Genomic DNA, 16,467 nt, shown 5'->3' with positions numbered 1-16,467 from the left:
TCATGGAAAATAATCAGCCGATCATCGTCAAGCGCGTCAAGCGCATTGCCGCCGGGCACCACGGCGGGGCGTGGAAAATCGCCTTCGCCGACTTTGCCACGGCGATGATGGCGTTCTTCCTCGTGCTGTGGCTGCTGTCCACCGCTACGCCGGAACAGAAGATCGCCATCGCCGGTTATTTCAAGGACCCGGTCGGCTTCTCCGAAAGCGGCACGCCGTACATCATCGACCTGGGCGGTACACCGACCCTGGCGCCGGAAAACACCCTCAACCCGGAAGTGAAGTCGCAGCCGCAACCGGACAAGGTCACGGTCGACACCGATCAGGTTGAAGGTATGGCCGAGCAGGTCGAGAAGGAGCGTCTCGAACTGCTCCTGCAAGAACTGCAGAACAAGGTCGACGAGAACCCGCAACTGCAGAAGTTCAAGGATCAGATCCTCTTCGAGATCACGCCGAACGGTTTGCGCATCCAGATCATGGACGCCGAGAACCGGCCGATGTTCGACTCCGGATCCGCACGCCTGAAGCCGTACTTCGAAGACATCCTGCTGGCCATGGCCGACACCATCAAAGCGGTGCCGAACAAGATCAGCATCAGCGGCCACACCGACGCCAAGCCGTATATCGGCACTGGCGACTACGGCAACTGGGAGCTCTCGGCCAACCGCGCCAACGCGGCTCGCCGTGCCCTGGTCGCGGGCAGCTATCCGGATGCACAGGTGGCGCGGGTGGTCGGTTATGCCTCGTCGGCATTGTTTGATCGGGAAAATCCGTTCAACCCGGTCAACCGCCGGATCGACATTGTCGTGCTGACCAAAAAAGCCCAGGCCGCCATCGAAGGTGCGCAGGGGCCTGAGGCGGCGAAACCGGCAGATCAAGGTCAGAACGGTGCTGCTCCGGCAGCCCCGGTTGATCCGAATGCCTTGCCGGCGGACAAACAGCCAGTGCCGGCTCACGAGTTGCGCGAGCGGTTGAATCTGTTTGACGATGCGGCGCCGAAACCGGCCGAGCCGGGGAGTGCAGCGCCTGCGCCGAAGCAGTAAGTGAAAAAAAGCCGACAGTGATGTCGGCTTTTTTGTGGCTATCACAGGCCGGCACAGTCTCAGAATCCCCGACGAATCCGATTCTTCAACTGTTCATGAAACATCTCCGCATCGCGCTTGTAAGCCCCCTTGACCGATTCGCTGATCGAATCCAGCGCCATCGAGCGCTTGTTCGACACCTCATCACGATACGCATCGATGAAGAAATCCAGATCACTGGCCGTGCTCAGTTTCGGCCACTTGTCCAGATAGATCGGCAATTGCGCCGGCCCGGTCTTGAACGTACAGATCCGCCGGTTACTGATCGTCGCCTCGCCAATTTCGAACGGCACCCACCAGGACTGCGCAGTCTTCTCCGATACCACCGCCAGCAGATGCGTGCACTCGGTGATGTTGCGGGTAATGACCCCGGTGATGTCGTCGGTGGTCTGCGATTCCGGATCCAGTACGTCGAGGTAAGTCCTGATTTTCGCCTGGGTCAGGCGGGTGTTGATGGCGATCGCATGGGCGCGATCCATGTGGCGATAGCTGATAAAGACTGGCATCAGAAATGTCCTTTGAGGGCGAGTTCGCGGTAATAGGCGCCGAGTGCCGTCAGGCGGCAGCCGGTCGAGTGAATGGCGGCGTAGTACATGTGCTCGGCGTCGACCGGTTCGATCAGGCTGTGGCGGTTGCACTTCTGCAACTGGGCGAAGATCTCGCCGTGCTCAGGCACGAACGCCTTTTCGGTGGGTTCGTAGCTGGGGTCGAGCGGGTAGACCGATTCGGCTTCGGCGAACCAGTCCGGTAATTTGCGCAGGATCTCCTTGGGAATCAGCGGCGAGACTTCGCGCAGGGAAATGAACTGCGACACATTGGTCTTGAACACCGGACGCTGTTCCCAGGCGCCGAGAGCGTTGTCGACGAAGGAATACAGACTGCCGGGGGTGATTTTGCCGAGGATATTCGCCGCGCCGCCGTGCAACGCTTGCAGGAGCAGGCCGGTGAACACGCCGTGCTGCGCGCCCTCCAGCGCCGGCTCGGCTTTTTTGCAGGCGGTGAGGATGGTCATGCCTTCGCTGACCATGCTGCTCTCGCTGCGCAGGGCGCGCACTTCGCCGGCCGAACCGCTTTCGCAGCAGTCGAGGATGATCACTTTGTTTTTGATCCGCGTGGCCTTGTCCGCCCAGTTGAGGATGTCGCTGATGCGGATGCCGTCCTTGGCGTTGCGGTAGTCCTGCGGGATCAACATGCCTTCGTCAGTGTCGGCATCGAAACCGCCATGACCGGCGAAATACAGCAGGGCGACGTTGCAGTCACCGGAAAACAACTCGCGGATCTGGTCTTCGAGTTTTTCCCGGCTCAGATAATCCTCGGCGGACGTCAGTAGCACATTCTTGAAGTTGGGGTCGCCATTGGCGTTGCTTTTCAATACCGAAGCCATGGCCATGGCGTCGTTGCAACAGCCGCTCAGCCCGCCGATATGCGTGTAATCGTTGATACCGATGAACAATCCCTTGCGCATGGTCACACCGCCTTGTGCAGGCGGATCGCGCCGGGGATTCTGTGGGTATTGCTCGGGCGGGCGCAGCGAGACAAATGGCTGATGAACACAAGATGTTTTTTCATGGCTTTCCTCGATGGTCGCTGTGAGCGAAGGAGGAAAGAAATGTAGGCCGCTGGCTCAGGCCTACAAGGTCTGCGCGGCAAAACAGAAAGGTCCTGCAAGCAGTCGCGCAAGTGCCTACAGAAGAAGCTGACGTTTAAGAGGAGAGAGGTGAGTCAGATGCAGTCCGACAGCCGGCAACCCATGGCACAGGGTTGCCGGCGCGACTGTTTAATAGCCGTTTTCAGGCAGGCAGGCTGGCGATGATCGAGCGATAGCTGTTCATCCGTTGCTGCTGGATGCGGCCATCTTCCAGGGCCTTGAGCAGTGCACAACCCGGCTCGCGATCGTGCTTGCAGTCGCGGAAGCGGCAAGTGCCAAGCAGGTCATCGAACTCGATGAAACCGGCTTCGACGTCGGCGCGGCTGACGTGGCCCAGACCGAATTCGCGGATGCCCGGGGAGTCGATCAGTTCACCGCCACCGGGGAAGTGGAACAGCCGCGCAGTGGTGGTGGTGTGCGTGCCTTGACCGGATAGCTCGGACAACGGTCCGACGCGGGTTTCGACCTCAGGCAGCAGGCTGTTGACCAGCGACGACTTGCCGACGCCGGACTGGCCGACGAACACGCTGATGCGTCCGTCGAGCTGCTTTTGCAGCTGCTCCATGCCATCGCCGTGGTGCGCCGAGACTTCCAGCACCGGATAACCCAGTGTGCGATACACCGCCAGCAACGCGTTCAGCGCCGGGGCGTTCTGCTCGTCGATCAGGTCGAATTTGTTCAGCAGCAAAAGCGGGCGGATGCCGGCATGTTCGGCGGCGACCAGATAGCGGTCGATCAGGTTGGCGTGGGGCTCGGGCAGCGGCGCGAACACGATGACGATCATGTCGACGTTGGCAGCAACCGGTTTGAGCTGGCCACGGCTGTCGGGGCGGCACAGTTCGGTGCTGCGCGACAGTTGCGCGACGATCACGCCAATGCCCTGGTTGCCGGCGCGCCAGACCACTTTGTCGCCGGTGACCAGCGCTGGCAGGTTGGCGCGCAAGTGGCAGCGGAACACTTGGCCGGCGAGTTCGCCGTCAACGGCTTCGACTTCGACCTGCACGCCGAAGTGGGCGATCACCAGGCCGTGCTGCTCAGGGCCAAGGTCGCCGCCCTCGAGGGCCTCGACCGCCGAGGACTCGCGTTTGGCGGCGCGTGCGGCGCGCTCGCCCTGAATCTTTTCGATGCGCCAGTTTTGACGACGATTGAGTTGGCGTTTGGCCATGGGTGTTCCGTCTGAAGAATGCAGCGATTAGGTAAAACGGCCGCGAGTTTAGCACGCCCGGCCACCGGCCTAGGCTAAACTGCGCAGCATTGCCTAGGAGCCCGAATATGCAAAACCCGCAGAACCTGATCTGGATCGACCTGGAAATGACCGGTCTGGACCCGGACAACGATGTCATCATCGAAATGGCCACCATCGTCACCGACAGTGAGCTGAATACATTGGCCGAAGGCCCGGTGATCGCCATCCATCACAGCGACGAAGTGCTCGCGCGCATGGACGAATGGAACACCCGCACCCACGGCAATTCCGGCCTGACCCAGCGTGTACGCGACAGCCGCATCAGCATGGCTGAGGCAGAAGCTGAGACCATTGCCTTCCTGGAAAAGTGGGTGCCGAAGGGCAAATCGCCGATCTGCGGCAACAGCATCTGCCAGGACCGTCGCTTCCTTTATACCCACATGAAGGCGCTGGAAAGCTACTTCCACTATCGCAACCTCGACGTCTCCACGCTCAAGGAACTGGCCGCGCGCTGGGCGCCGGATGTGCGCGACAGCTTCAAGAAGGGCAGCACCCACCTGGCTTTGGATGACATCCGCGAATCGATCGCCGAGTTGCAGCATTACCGCAAGCACTTCATCAAGTTCTGAGGGAGCGGCTTTCCGCCTTCGCGAGCCTGCTCGCGAAAGGCGCGCCCTCTTCTGGTGCGGCGCTGAAATGGCTAGACTGCGCGCCTTCCTGCCTGGACTGCCATCATGTTGCTGATGCTCTATCTGATCGCCATTACCGCCGAAGCCATGACTGGCGCGCTGTCCGCCGGACGACGAGGCATGGACTGGTTCGGCGTGGTGCTGATCGCCTGCATCACCGCGCTCGGTGGCGGTTCGGTGCGCGACGTGTTGCTCGGGCACTACCCGCTGACCTGGGTCAAACATCCGGAATATCTGGTGCTGACCTCGGTGGCGGCGATGTTCACCGTATTCGCTGCGCGCTGGATGCGCCACCTGCGCTCGCTGTTTCTGGTGCTCGACGCGGTGGGGCTGGTGGCGTTCACCTTGATCGGCTGCATGACCGCGCTGGAAATGGGGCACGGCATGTTGGTGGCTTCCGTCAGCGGAGTCATCACCGGCGTCTTTGGCGGTATTCTTCGCGATATCTTCTGCAACGATATTCCCTTGATCTTTCGCCGCGAACTTTACGCCAGCGTCTCTTTTGCTGCGGCGTGGTGCTACATGTTGTGTCTTTATCTCAATGTGCCGGGTGAACAAGCCATTCTGATCACTTTGTTTGGCGGATTCCTGTTGCGTCTGCTGGCCATTCGTTTTCATTGGGAAATGCCGAAGTTCGTTTATAACGATGAACACTGATAGATCGTGCGTTCTTGTCATTGAAGTTGATTAATGGCAAATATGTTGTTTGTGACTGGCGCGCGCAAATTTCTTACACTTTTCACTTTGATCTTTGCTTGATGGGTATGTAGTTTTTTCGCTGACATATTTTCGATGTCAGTATCAAATTATATTCTTACAAAGGAGCTGCATTGTGAGTGAAAGCATGGATCTTCAAGATAATCAAAATGACAATCCGCCCACTCTGGCGGGGCTGTCCAGTTTAAAAGTCAAGTTTGATGCCGGTAATAATACTCAAAGCAGGGCACTTGTCGCTAATGGCCGAATGCAGGTCAAAGTTCAAGTACTCGTTGCCGGAGTGGACGCCGACGGCAACGCAATGCATGTACCCGCAGATGTAATGGAAAGCATCCAGCTTGTTCATTACGCGACCGGCAAGACCTTGCGCGATGGTTGGGTCGCGAGCGCAGTCCAAGGGCGGTTTACGCGTGAGGCACGTCCTGCACCTGACGCCGAAGACAGGCACGACGATGATCTTGAGAATGACAGCGTTCACCCACAGGTTCGTACGTTCTGGGTTTCCTCATCGAGCGCCGGAACGACTGAGATCGGTGCGCGCCTGTCCGTGAATGGCGAGACGATCCTCAGTAACGGAACCACGCCTGCCAGTGTTCATTACAGCAGCGTGACTGTAGAAGCGGAAACGCCTTCGACATATGGTGTAGACGGAGTATTTCGGTTGTACCAGACCAGGATTGGTAATGAGTCGCCCGGTAACCGTATCTGGAAGTACCATTTGGGACTGTACCCGGGTGGGAAGCAGATCCGGCTGGTCGATTGGATTGCAGAGGGGGCAGAAGAGGGCAAGGATTACGATTTTGCGGGTGGTAACCGGCTTAACGAAATAAAAACAAATTACATGGAATGCATTTTCGTGCGTCCCGAAACATCCAGTGTCGTCGTCTCTTTGCCTGACAGGGGTGATCCGTTTGCATACACTTTTACCAGTGATGCGCAAACATGGAACTCGAAGCATTATCACGTAAATACTCAAAGCGACGGGGAGTTGACCATCGTTCAGGCTCTATCTGAATACTCGAAAAACACCGGGCCACAAAAATATGGCGGCGTCCTCCCCTTCATCGCGATCGATGAATATGGTACTGAGCATAAACTGGCAATCCGCGTGAATTTTCACGAGCGTAATTTATATCTCCAACGAGGCTGAGTTCGTTCACTGATGCAATGTCGGTGAATGTAGTAGATGTATATGCGTTTGGCATTTCGACTGCAGATAAGCTGCCATGTCGATGATCAGGCATATGCACGAAAGTGCTTTTCTGATGACTCGCGTTGGCCCTGCACTCTGTGTGGCCAGCGCACCCCCTCTCAAGGATGAGCGATCATGACTGGCAAACCGCCGAAGATCAAACCTGTATCTGTCCCAACCAAACCCTCCGATTCCAGCATCGATGTCTCCCACCGACCGTTGTCCTCGTCTTCGACAGTGGCGCATTTGACTGTTGCACATCATCAGGAACCGCTGCATTCGCCATCTTCATCAGATCCGCTGGCGATGACGCCTGGCGTCAATGTGAGCACGTCCACGACGTATTCCACATTCGACGAGTTCCCAAGGTTTTCCGTGAACGATTCCCTGGAAAGCTATTGGATACCCTCACAAGAGGGTCTCGATGAGTCCGTTGCACTGGGTATCAAAACCTTGAAGCATCGCCAGTATGTTGCCGTGGCTGATAACCACATCGTGCAAGTGGTCCGAGACGCTGAGAGCGGTCTGCTTCGCGCCACGCATGCCAGAGAACTGCATCCTTCCGGTCCGCTGTTGAGGCCTGACAGCGAGGGCCGGTTGTGGCACCCGGCGGACGACCCTGAGTCGACCAACCCGCTTGCAACTGTCTATTCCGAACACAAACGTGCGGCAGAGCTGCTTACCGGCGCGGAATATTCAATAGAAGATTTTTCTCCATTGATGATCAAACGCATGCTCGCAGTGAGCGGCGTAAACACAACGATAGTGCACAGGTCCGAGATTCATCCCACCTCGCTGGCATTGCTGCAGGACACAGCGAGACGTTTTGCCCTCGATCAAAAGATCCAGCTGTTCATCACCCAGGTGCAACATTCCGATCCCACCGTGCGTGCGCAGGCTGATTCACAACTGCAGGCTTTGTTGCCGCCACGGGCAGATGATCTGAGCGAGCGCGTTATCGAACAATCCAGCGCCTTGCTGTTTGAGCAGAGTGAGCGGGCGTTCGAACTTGATTGCGATGCCAACACATTGCAGATGCGACGGATCTTTCCCGATCTGCCCAAGACAATCGCTCAGGCGTTGTGGCGAGAGGCCAGTGCCGCCGACCATATGCATTTGCGCCTGCAGCCGGGAATGCCGAGGCACATGGCAGAAAAGACGCTGGGGGCGCTACGCGAGGTGCGTCTCGCCAGGGCGTGCGCAGGAATCTATCTGGATTCGGTCGCCAGTCTGGACAGTGATCTGCTGGCATTGCAGATGATCGGCCAGCTTGAATTGTGGCCCCGACAGATTCGTATCGAGATTCGTCGGCAAGCGTCAGAGGGTGAGTTATTGAGTGCTATTGGCGATGCTCGGTCGCCAGTGCGTCACACGTTTATTCGTCAGCATGAAGGCTACGTTATCCAACTCAGCGGCGTCCCGTCACCCCAAGGTCGGACGGATCTGTATGCCGCCGTCTGGCTCCTTTTACTGCCCGGGCAGCGCCAATTGCTCGGTGTAGCGCAGGGCGGTGGTGCGGCTCTGCGGCAGCTGGTACGTGCACAGCCATTGCCGTCGCGCCAACGCGTGAGCGAATTGCTGGGACTGGCACCGGTGCAGGTAACGGCTGTTCCGGCCAGCGCCCAGCACGTGCAAGCGGGGCTGCGAGGGGGCGGCGATGTCAACCCGACGTCGACAAAGTCCGTTGAAGAGCGTGTCCGTGATCTTTATCCGCAGCTTGCCGAACAAGAACTGGCCATGTTCATTTCCGAGCGTCTGAAGTCGGACGCAGCCAGGGTCTTGACTCGCCTGGAGACAGAGTTGGCAACACTGCGTAGTGAGTTGACGATCTGGAGTGCGCAAGGATTGTCGACCCGAACGGATTCATCGCAGGGCGCACCGCAAACCGCAGAGCAACGGCTGGCTCGCGAGCGGTTCAGCGCAAAGCTGCAGGATATCTGGCAGCGCAAGTCGGTTTCGAGGTGGGGGGAGGGCGATTATCACTTTTCTTACTATGTCGATTTTTCTGGTGAGTTACCGAGATTGTCCAGCAGATTCGAGTACGTCACAGAGTTGATCCTGACCGCAAATGAACCGGGCGCACGGATAGGTGCGTTTCTTGACAGCTTTCCCAATATTCAATCTTTGGGAGTCTTTGGCATTGAAATGGAGGCTTTTCCCTCAGGAATATTTCAAATGCGCCAGTTAAGCGAGCTTACGCTGGACGGGTGCTCGCTAAGGCTGTCGGAGGTCGAAGTTGAAGGGTTGTCCAGAATCGAAACACTTACCCGGTTGAATCTGGCAAACAACCCTCTGACGGTTACTCCACATGTAGGCTACATGACAGGGTTAACCGGATTGATGCTGAGCAACGCAAATCTTGCCAGCGTTCCTTCAGGTATAGATACCCTCAGGAAACTGGGTGTGATCGCATTGCATGATAATAATATTGCCGACGTGGGATATGAGTTGTTCGAGATTCCGGATACACAGAATCTGTTTGTCGGGCTGTTAAATAACCCGTTAAGTGACGCATCGAGGCATCGAATTAATCAGTTTCTTGAAAATTCCAGTATGGACCGCAAGATGGAAATTCAGATGGAGGAGGAAGTTCCTCAGTTTGATTCCGATAGTGAGTCCTCTGAGAGCGGATTCTCGACACAGTCAGACAGTGATTGAGTGTTGGCGAAAGTAACAGCTGCTTTATCGGTCTAACACGTACTGACAAGAATAAACCGCTCGGTGGCACCCCTCCTGATTATGTGGGGTTTTGAGGTCAGGAGGGGAAGGAGTTGCAGGGTGCTGAAATCATGGGGCGGGAGCGATGTTATAAGCCTCACATCATGAGAGAGTGGGTTCTTTTTGAATGTATGAGGGTTTGTGTGAGTTGCTGATAGAAGTGTTAGGTTGTTGCTGGCTTACAATTGGTTGAATGTTTCGGCTGTTTTAATTCAAACCGGACCTCAATACTTTGCTGTGTCCTTAAGGGGCGAGGTCTATTAATCGGCAAGGTATTGTGAAATGTTTGATGAGCAAGTTGGTATATCTCGTATCGAGGTAAAACTCGACACCACGAATCATGGTCAGCACAAAGTGCTTTATGCCAACGGTCGCATGCAGGTGCGTGTGTTGGTGCTGCTACACGGGATCGATAACAATGGCGACGGCGTATCGCTGCACGGACATCCCGCATTGCAATCACTGCGGCTGATTGCCTATAACGGTGCTCGCCCACTGGAGGGAGACTGGAGTGTAGCGATTCAGGAAAATCGTTACGCTCACGAAATGTCGGGTGGGGCAACGCGGCTGACAGAAGTCCCGCGGGTCATTGACAACCGGATCAGCAACGCCGCAGATCCGGTACAGATTTTACAATTCTGGGTTTCGGCTTCCCGACCTGGAATCATGGAAGTGGCTGCCGAGATTTCCTTGAACGGCGCGGTATTGCGAAGTAATGGGGTTGGTTTCGACAGCAGTGTCACGCTGGAGGCGATTCCGCCGAAAGAGTACTCGTCGAGCAGCTTTTCATTGAGCAAGTATGACAAGAAACAGAATCGGGGCCTGTATGAGTGGGTTCAGCATTATCATATTGGTCTGCGGGCGGATGGCAGGCAGGTTCACCTCCTTGACTGGTACAGCAGTGAAGTAAAACTTGATCCTTATGATTCCGAAGATGCGGTGCAGGTTTATGTGTCCGGGAATATTCCCGGTGAGCAAGGTAGTCGCAAAACCTTTTATGGGTATATGGCGCCGATATATGGCCCGCAGGCAACATTTCGCAGTCCCCATGGTTACGTCACCGTACCTATCAACAAAGTGCCTGGACAGTTGACGCTCGTTCAGTATGTTTCCGCTGACCCGCAAGCGGCGCGGGAAAGTGATAGCGCCTTCGAATTTGCCGTGATCGATGAATTCGGTTCGGAACACCGGCTTAGTATCGATGGTGATAAAAAGCAGCTCACTTTTATTCTGGATCAATCCAAGCGGTCAATGAAGCGACTTGTCTGACTTCTTGTCTGGTCAGCGTACTTCGCTGGCCAGTGTTGACTGCCAAAATCTGAGTCTGGAAATAAAAGGACGATTTAATAATGGAAAGTAATTTCTCTCCCTCTGTTCATTCGAACGCTTTCAACTTCGGTGAGTTTGTTTCGGGAGGCGTTGATCCCCGTACGGGCATGTATACGTGTGCATTTTCGCTTGGCAAGTTGCACTCGGCAGATCTCAATGGTCCGGAGCTTGCACTTTCAGTGAGTTTCAATCCGCTCAATCAGGCCGATAGTGGTTTCGGCGTTGGCTGGTCTTTGACCCTGACCAATTATGACTTGCGCAGCAAAGTCATGACCTTGGCCAACGGTGAACGCTACAAGGCTGTCGAGACGTCTAGCGGCCTGAAGTTCAAGGAAATGAAACTGCAAAAAGCAAAGGTGTCAGTCACTGGAGCAGGGCGCTATGAAGTCCGATACAAGGATGGTCGGCGGGAACTGCTCAAAGTCCTGGCGGGCACTCAGGTCGCCGTCGCGGAAAAAATAATCGCGGCGAACGGCGTGAGCATTACGCTGAAACATGAGTTGTTCAACCAGTCTCCCCGTTTGGCCGAAGTCCGTGATGCCACGCGCTGCCTGTTGAAAATTTCTCGTACGGCAGGTCAGGTGACGTTGTCGCGATATCCCGACACTACTTTGAGCTCCAACTTCAGGCTGATCTTGAAAAACAGTCGGGTAACGGCCATCGAGCTTCCGGTGGGTAAAGGTTGGGAGCTCGAGTATGAAGTCATCGCTGGGGCCAGCTATGTTCATCGCATCGTCAACCCGCTGCGCGGGGTCGAAATCGTTCGCTACAAGCGGCACGGCCACCGCTTCATCAGCGGTGTGGAACAGACACTGCCGTTTGTTATCGCTCACGATGTCTACCCAGGGCGCGGCCAGCCCAGAGTGTGCAAGACATACACGTACTCCGACCATAACTTCCTTGGGCAGGGCCTCCTTCCAGCCAAGGATAGTGACCTGGATCCGCTCTATCTGGCGCCCAGCAACTACGTTTACACCTCGGATGAGCACTTGCTGGTCAGCGGCAAAGTACATACCCGCATTAAACGCACCTACAACAAATTCCATCTGTTGGTGGCTGAGGTTACGAGCTGTGGCGACGCGCAGATCGCCACTGCCACGGAGTATCACTGTTCCGTTACCAAGCCGTTCAGTGAGCAGGTGGCCCAGTTCCGCATGCCTAAAGTCCATACGGTGACGTACCTCGATCGGCGCACCCAACAGCAGCGTGTGGAAACCACGATCACCGAGTTCGATGGCGAAGGTAACTTGCTCAAGCAGGTTGAGCCCACGGGGGTGACGACTACGACGGAATACTATCCGGCCATTGGCGGGGATAACTGCCCGGAGGATCCGCTGGGCTTTTCCAGGTTCCCGAAAAAGAGGACGGTGACTGCTGCCGCATCGGATGGTGCTTCGACAGTCACGTACTACGACTACGCTTTGCAACCGGCGCTTGAGGGTGCCGAACTGGCCTCTGTGTTACCGGTCGAGGAGCGTTTTTTCGAAGTGGTGGAGGGTGTAGAGGTGTTGCGTTCGAAAACCGCACGCAGCTATCTGAATACGCCCGAGGATCCACTCAAGCATGGAGCCACAAAAGAGCAAAGTGTCACCCTGAATGATAAAAAAACCGCTATCGAATTTTCCTATGAGCTTGAGGGTGACAGGCTGCGAGTCAGGTCCAGCACGCGCGGGTTCGACGGCGCGCTGCAGACCAGTGAGAAGGTGCTTTCGACGCTGACCGGATTACAGGTCTCTGAAGTCGGTGTCGATGGCGAGCACATCGAATATGAATACGATGCAATCGGCCGGGCAGTGGGCAAAACAGTTGCTGCCGGCACCCCCTTTGCGGCCGCTACCCGGTGGGCCTATCTGGCCGCCAGCAAACATCAGCCGGCGACAATAGTGACCACGGATCCTGCTGGCGGCGAGCAAAAAGTCGCCTATGACGGACTGGAACGGGTGATCACCGTTGAGGAAAAGGACTGCGACCATCCCGACAAGGACGGTCTCATTCAGACACGCACGCTTTATGCTGCCTTGCATGATTCGGTCGGTCACAAGGTGAAAGTGACGCTGACTGATTGGCGTGATGGCAAGCCTTGTCCGGTCAGCACTTGCTATGAATTCGATTCCTGGGGCCAGGTCAGCAAGACGCTGCACGATGATGGGCGTATCGAACACAGCGAAGCGGATCCGGTGCTTCGCCAGCAAACCAATTGGCTCCAGGGCATGGGCAAGACGATCACCCTCGTCAATGATTTCGGTAAACCGCTGAGTGTCGAAAGCTTCAATGTGAAGAACAAGAGTCTGGGCAAAACCGTTTACACCTATGACGGTTATGGGCGCACAGCCAGCCAGACAGACCCTGTCGGCAACACCAGCCGATATGAGTACGACGTTTTTGACCGAATGACCCGCAATGTCCTGCCCGACGGCAGCGAGGTCGTGACCGAGTACGCCGAGCATAGTGATGAAGGGCTGGCGATCGACATCAAGGTCGGTGACAAAGTGCTGGGCCAGCAAACGTATGACGGTCTGGGGCGGTTGATCCAGAGTACTGTGGGCGGGCGAAAGTCCGAGGCGGGTTATGAAGCGGGCTTCACTCAGCCGCAGTGGTACAAGAGTGCTGATGGCAAAAAAACCGAATTCACTTATTTGCGGGAACTGGGCGGTTTGCTGACTGAGCGCAAGGCAGAGGACCTGGTCACAACCATGACCTATGACCCCGTCAGTGGCAAACCCTTGACCTGTACCGAAAGCGGCAGGAGCCGCAGCTTTGCCTATCACCCTTCCGGGCGCCTGAAATCCGAAACGACGACCTTCGGCGCTGTCACGAAAGCAACGTCCAGTACCTGGTCCCTGCAGGGGCGACCGATCAGCCACGTTGATGTGCTCGGTACCGACAACAGATCTGAATACGATGAGTTCGGCCGCCTTCTATCCGCCTCGCAAGGCTTGCTGACAACCGAGTTCCACTACAACGCCCAGACGGGGATGCTGGAGTGGACGAAAACCGAAGACACCTCGATCAAGCGTCAGATGATCACCCGGTTCGCCTATGACGATATCGGTCGTGAAACCCGGCGTACGTTCGAGATTCAGGGTCAGCCTGACCAGACCCTCGAATCGACTTACTCGCTGGCTGGCAAACTGGCGCAGAAAGTGTCCAGACGTGGCACTCAACTCTTACGTGATGAACAGTTCACCTACGATGTGCGCGGGCGCTTGATCCAGTACGACTGTGCTGGCACCCAAAAGCCCCGTGACCCGTATGGCAAGGAAATTATCCAGCAGACGTTCACCTTTGATGCGCTGGACAACATTCTTACCGTGCAGACGAAGTTCCCGCTGGGCGTGAATCTGACCACCTTCAGTTATGACAATCCCGATCCGGTACAGCTCAGCGCAGTCAAACATTCCCATGTCGACTATCCACCGGCAGTGACGCTGGAATACGACGCCAACGGCAGGATGGTCAAGGACGATCAGGCGCGAACGCTGGCCTATGACGCGTTCGGACGTCTTGAGCAGTTGTCCGACACAGGGGGATCAGTGATCCGTGGTTACCATTACGACGGTTTCGACGATCTGGTTGAACTGTCGCAACCCGAAAAGGCGACTGTGCAGCGTTACTACCACGCAGGCCGGGTTGCCAATGAGGTCAGTGGTGAAAATTCATTCAGTGTCGTGCGTCACGGTGGCGCGCTTGTGGGCCAGCGGCAACTCGGTCTGAACGCCAGCGCGCAGCTGTTTGGCACCGATCAACAGCAAAGCGTGCTGGCAACACTGGGTAAGGAGCAGCTCACCGATTGCGCCTACAGCCCTTATGGGCATCGTCCTGCCGACGGCGGATTGTTCAGCTTGGCGGGGTTCAACGGCGAACAGCTGGATCCGGTTACCGGGCTGTATCTGCTGGGCAACGGTTACCGGGCCTATAGTCCTACACTGATGCGTTTTCTTGCCCCCGATAGCATGAGTCCGTTCGGTGCGGGCGGATTGAATGCCTACAGTTATTGCCTGGGCGACCCGGTCAACCGGGTTGACCCTACCGGGCATGTCTCCTGGCAATCGATCCTGGGCATCGGCCTGAGTATTCTCGGGATTGTTGCCAGCGTAGTGACGATGGGCGCGGCGACGCCATGGGCAGTGACTGCATTGGGGCTGGCGGTTGCTTCGGGCCTGGCGGGTATTGCCAGCGAGGTGGTCAATGAACTCGCACCGGGTTCTCAGGCGGGCGAGATATTGGGCTGGATCAGTTTTGGTCTCGGGCTCGCTTCGCTCGGTGCAGGTTTGGCGGCGGGTGCAAAAGCTGCCGTGAATGCGGGCAGGAAGATGGCTTCAGCCTTTGGCAAAGGTCTCAGTCCTGGTGCCAAGGACTCCGCCAAAGCGGCACGACATATGAAAAAGGGCGGAAAAGGCGCCAGGGATGCGACCAAAAAAGCCAATGCAGCTGTGGAGGAAACGGCGCAAGAGCCTTGGCAATTGCAGAGAGCCAGGGAAAACTCAATCTCGACTGAGGCCAGGGATAAGATGGCTGAAGAGTTCTACAGGCATGTGGAAAGCAATAAGTCACCCAGACAAGCTGCGGGCTTGACCGAGATGTATTACGAGGAGTTCGGCGCAGCCGGCAATGGAAGAAAAGTAACGCATGTCTTTTTTGCGAGGTCGAAAGGGCGTGGGGAACGTATTTATCTTCTGGAAGACAGTAATACGAGAGTTTGCAAAGTCCTGCAGGCGGGCGGCCATTGGGACGAGGGGGACACCAACGCAATAATGAGATCGGCCAAAAATATGGTTACAGCGCGTAGATGAGCAGGCTGAGAACTTTGCCTGCACGTTATGGGTGTGAAGGTCTGGAGTGTTGTTCGAGCGCCCACTCCACATGTTCTTTGACCAACTCGGACGGATAATCCCGTCGCGCCTTCAACGCTTCCAGCACCGGAATCGTTGAAGGCGCATTTCCCAGCCCCACCGCCAGATTGCGCAACCAGCGCTCATACCCGGCGCGCCGCAATGGCGAACCTTCGGTGCTGCTTAGAAACTTCTCTTCATCCCACAAAAACAACTCGGCCAACTGTGCGTTATCCAGATTGTGCCGTGGCTTGAAATCGTTTTCCCCGGTCGGCCGGGCGAAACGGTTCCACGGGCAGACGATCTGGCAATCGTCGCAGCCAAACACGCGATTGCCAATCAACGGCCGCAACTCTTTGGGAATCGCGGTTTTCAGCTCGATGGTCAGATAGGAAATGCAGCGCCGCGCGTCCAGCACATAGGGGCCGACGAAGGCGTTGGTCGGGCAGATATCCAGACACGCAGTGCAACGGCCGCAATGTTCGCTTCTGTGCGGTTCATCCACCGGCAACGGCAGGTCGACGAACAACTCACTGAGGAAGAAATAGCTGCCGGCCTTGCGATTCAGTACAAGGGTGTTTTTGCCGATCCAGCCCAGCCCGGCCTGTTCGGCGATGGCTTTTTCCAGCACCGGTGCGCTGTCGACAAAGGCACGGAAACCGAACGGGCCGATCTCTGCCTGGATCCTGTCGGCCAATTGTTGAACGCGTTTACGGATCAATTTGTGGTAATCGCGGCCCAAGGCATAACGCGACACGTAAGCCTTTTCCGGTTCAGCCAGGCGTTTGGCCATTTCGGTATCGCCCGGCAAGTAGTCCATGCGCAGGGAAACCACGCGCAACGTGCCCGGCACCAGCTCGTCGGGGTGCGAGCGTTTGCTGCCATGGGCGCCCATGTAGTCCATTTCGCCGTGATAGCCGGCGTCGAGCCAGCGTTGCAGATGCTGCTCGTGCTCGGCCAGGTCCAGACCGCTGATGCCGACTTGCTGGAAGCCCAGCTCGCGGCCCCAATCCTTGATCGATTGGGCGAGGGCGGGCAGGTCTGTGGTGATGGCGGACATGAGGCGAGAGAAAC

At 56.6% G+C, this 16,467-nt stretch carries 11 protein-coding genes; 7 read left to right on the top strand and 4 right to left on the bottom strand.

Features of this window, described 5'->3' with window-relative positions; translation table 11 throughout:
* Positions 1-2 precede the first annotated feature (2 nt).
* Positions 3-1,043, top strand: a complete 1,041-nt coding sequence (motB, locus tag D8U60_RS06855; RefSeq protein WP_016771961.1) for a flagellar motor protein MotB — start codon at positions 3-5, stop codon at positions 1,041-1,043.
* A 59-nt stretch (positions 1,044-1,102) separates the two neighbouring features.
* On the opposite strand, the gene D8U60_RS06850 is transcribed toward motB, so the two are convergent.
* The 3 genes from D8U60_RS06850 to rsgA all read right to left on the bottom strand — a co-directional run bounded on the left by D8U60_RS06850 (position 1,103) and on the right by rsgA (position 3,895).
* Positions 1,103-1,588 carry a toll/interleukin-1 receptor domain-containing protein gene (locus D8U60_RS06850; RefSeq protein WP_016771960.1) on the bottom strand — a complete coding sequence of 162 codons (486 nt, stop codon included), beginning with the start codon at positions 1,586-1,588 and terminating at the stop codon, positions 1,103-1,105.
* Positions 1,588-2,547 (bottom strand): caspase family protein, encoded by a 960-nt coding sequence (locus D8U60_RS06845; RefSeq protein WP_122699799.1) that lies wholly within the window; start codon positions 2,545-2,547, stop codon positions 1,588-1,590. The genes D8U60_RS06850 and D8U60_RS06845 overlap by 1 nt, the downstream gene beginning before the upstream one ends.
* A 325-nt stretch (positions 2,548-2,872) precedes the next feature.
* Positions 2,873-3,895: a small ribosomal subunit biogenesis GTPase RsgA gene (rsgA, locus tag D8U60_RS06840; RefSeq protein ID WP_130899793.1), complete on the bottom strand. Its 1,023-nt coding sequence runs from the start codon at positions 3,893-3,895 to the stop codon at positions 2,873-2,875.
* Positions 3,896-4,002: 107 nt separating this feature from the next.
* Between rsgA and orn the strand changes: the two genes are divergently transcribed.
* From orn to D8U60_RS06810, 6 genes are all read left to right on the top strand, one after another.
* Positions 4,003-4,545 (top strand): oligoribonuclease, encoded by a 543-nt coding sequence (orn, locus tag D8U60_RS06835; RefSeq protein WP_016771957.1) that lies wholly within the window; start codon positions 4,003-4,005, stop codon positions 4,543-4,545.
* Between the two features lie 102 nt (positions 4,546-4,647).
* On the top strand, positions 4,648-5,262 hold the full coding sequence (locus D8U60_RS06830) for a trimeric intracellular cation channel family protein (RefSeq protein WP_174823854.1): 615 nt from the start codon (positions 4,648-4,650) through the stop codon (positions 5,260-5,262).
* A 175-nt stretch (positions 5,263-5,437) separates the two neighbouring features.
* Entirely contained in the window at positions 5,438-6,472 is a 1,035-nt protein-coding gene (locus D8U60_RS06825) for a hypothetical protein (RefSeq protein WP_122699798.1), read from the top strand.
* A gap of 177 nt (positions 6,473-6,649) precedes the next feature.
* Positions 6,650-9,172 (top strand): leucine-rich repeat domain-containing protein, encoded by a 2,523-nt coding sequence (locus D8U60_RS06820; protein WP_130899792.1) that lies wholly within the window; start codon positions 6,650-6,652, stop codon positions 9,170-9,172.
* A gap of 342 nt (positions 9,173-9,514) precedes the next feature.
* The gene (locus tag D8U60_RS06815) at positions 9,515-10,501 is read left to right on the top strand and encodes a hypothetical protein (protein WP_130899791.1); all 987 of its coding nucleotides are present in this window, start codon (positions 9,515-9,517) and stop codon (positions 10,499-10,501) included.
* 80 nt (positions 10,502-10,581) lie between these two features.
* A complete protein-coding gene (locus tag D8U60_RS06810; RefSeq protein WP_130899790.1) occupies positions 10,582-15,354 on the top strand; it encodes an RHS repeat-associated core domain-containing protein in 4,773 nt (1,590 codons plus the stop codon).
* Between the two features lie 25 nt (positions 15,355-15,379).
* Here the strand turns inward: D8U60_RS06810 and queG are convergent, their stop codons facing one another.
* Entirely contained in the window at positions 15,380-16,453 is a 1,074-nt protein-coding gene (gene queG, locus D8U60_RS06805) for a tRNA epoxyqueuosine(34) reductase QueG (RefSeq protein WP_130899789.1), read from the bottom strand.
* Positions 16,454-16,467 lie beyond the last annotated feature (14 nt).

Origin of the sequence: Pseudomonas sp. Sample_11 (assembly GCF_004307505.1) — a bacterium.
GTDB lineage: Bacteria > Pseudomonadota > Gammaproteobacteria > Pseudomonadales > Pseudomonadaceae > Aquipseudomonas > Aquipseudomonas atacamensis.
The sequence above is the reverse complement of the archived record's forward strand: the minus strand, read 5'-3'. Positions and strand labels throughout refer to the sequence as shown.

What these genes read in the sequence shown, in the direction of transcription:
- motB (WP_016771961.1), top strand. Translation starts at nt 3, where the DNA reads ATGGAAAATAATCAGCCGATCATCGTCAAGCGCGTCAAGCGCATTGCC.
- D8U60_RS06850 (WP_016771960.1), bottom strand. Translation starts at nt 1,588, where the DNA reads ATGCCAGTCTTTATCAGCTATCGCCACATGGATCGCGCCCATGCGATC.
- D8U60_RS06845 (WP_122699799.1), bottom strand. Translation starts at nt 2,547, where the DNA reads ATGCGCAAGGGATTGTTCATCGGTATCAACGATTACACGCATATCGGC.
- rsgA (WP_130899793.1), bottom strand. Translation starts at nt 3,895, where the DNA reads ATGGCCAAACGCCAACTCAATCGTCGTCAAAACTGGCGCATCGAAAAG.
- orn (WP_016771957.1), top strand. Translation starts at nt 4,003, where the DNA reads ATGCAAAACCCGCAGAACCTGATCTGGATCGACCTGGAAATGACCGGT.
- D8U60_RS06820 (WP_130899792.1), top strand. Translation starts at nt 6,650, where the DNA reads ATGACTGGCAAACCGCCGAAGATCAAACCTGTATCTGTCCCAACCAAA.
- D8U60_RS06815 (WP_130899791.1), top strand. Translation starts at nt 9,515, where the DNA reads ATGTTTGATGAGCAAGTTGGTATATCTCGTATCGAGGTAAAACTCGAC.
- D8U60_RS06810 (WP_130899790.1), top strand. Translation starts at nt 10,582, where the DNA reads ATGGAAAGTAATTTCTCTCCCTCTGTTCATTCGAACGCTTTCAACTTC.
- queG (WP_130899789.1), bottom strand. Translation starts at nt 16,453, where the DNA reads ATGTCCGCCATCACCACAGACCTGCCCGCCCTCGCCCAATCGATCAAG.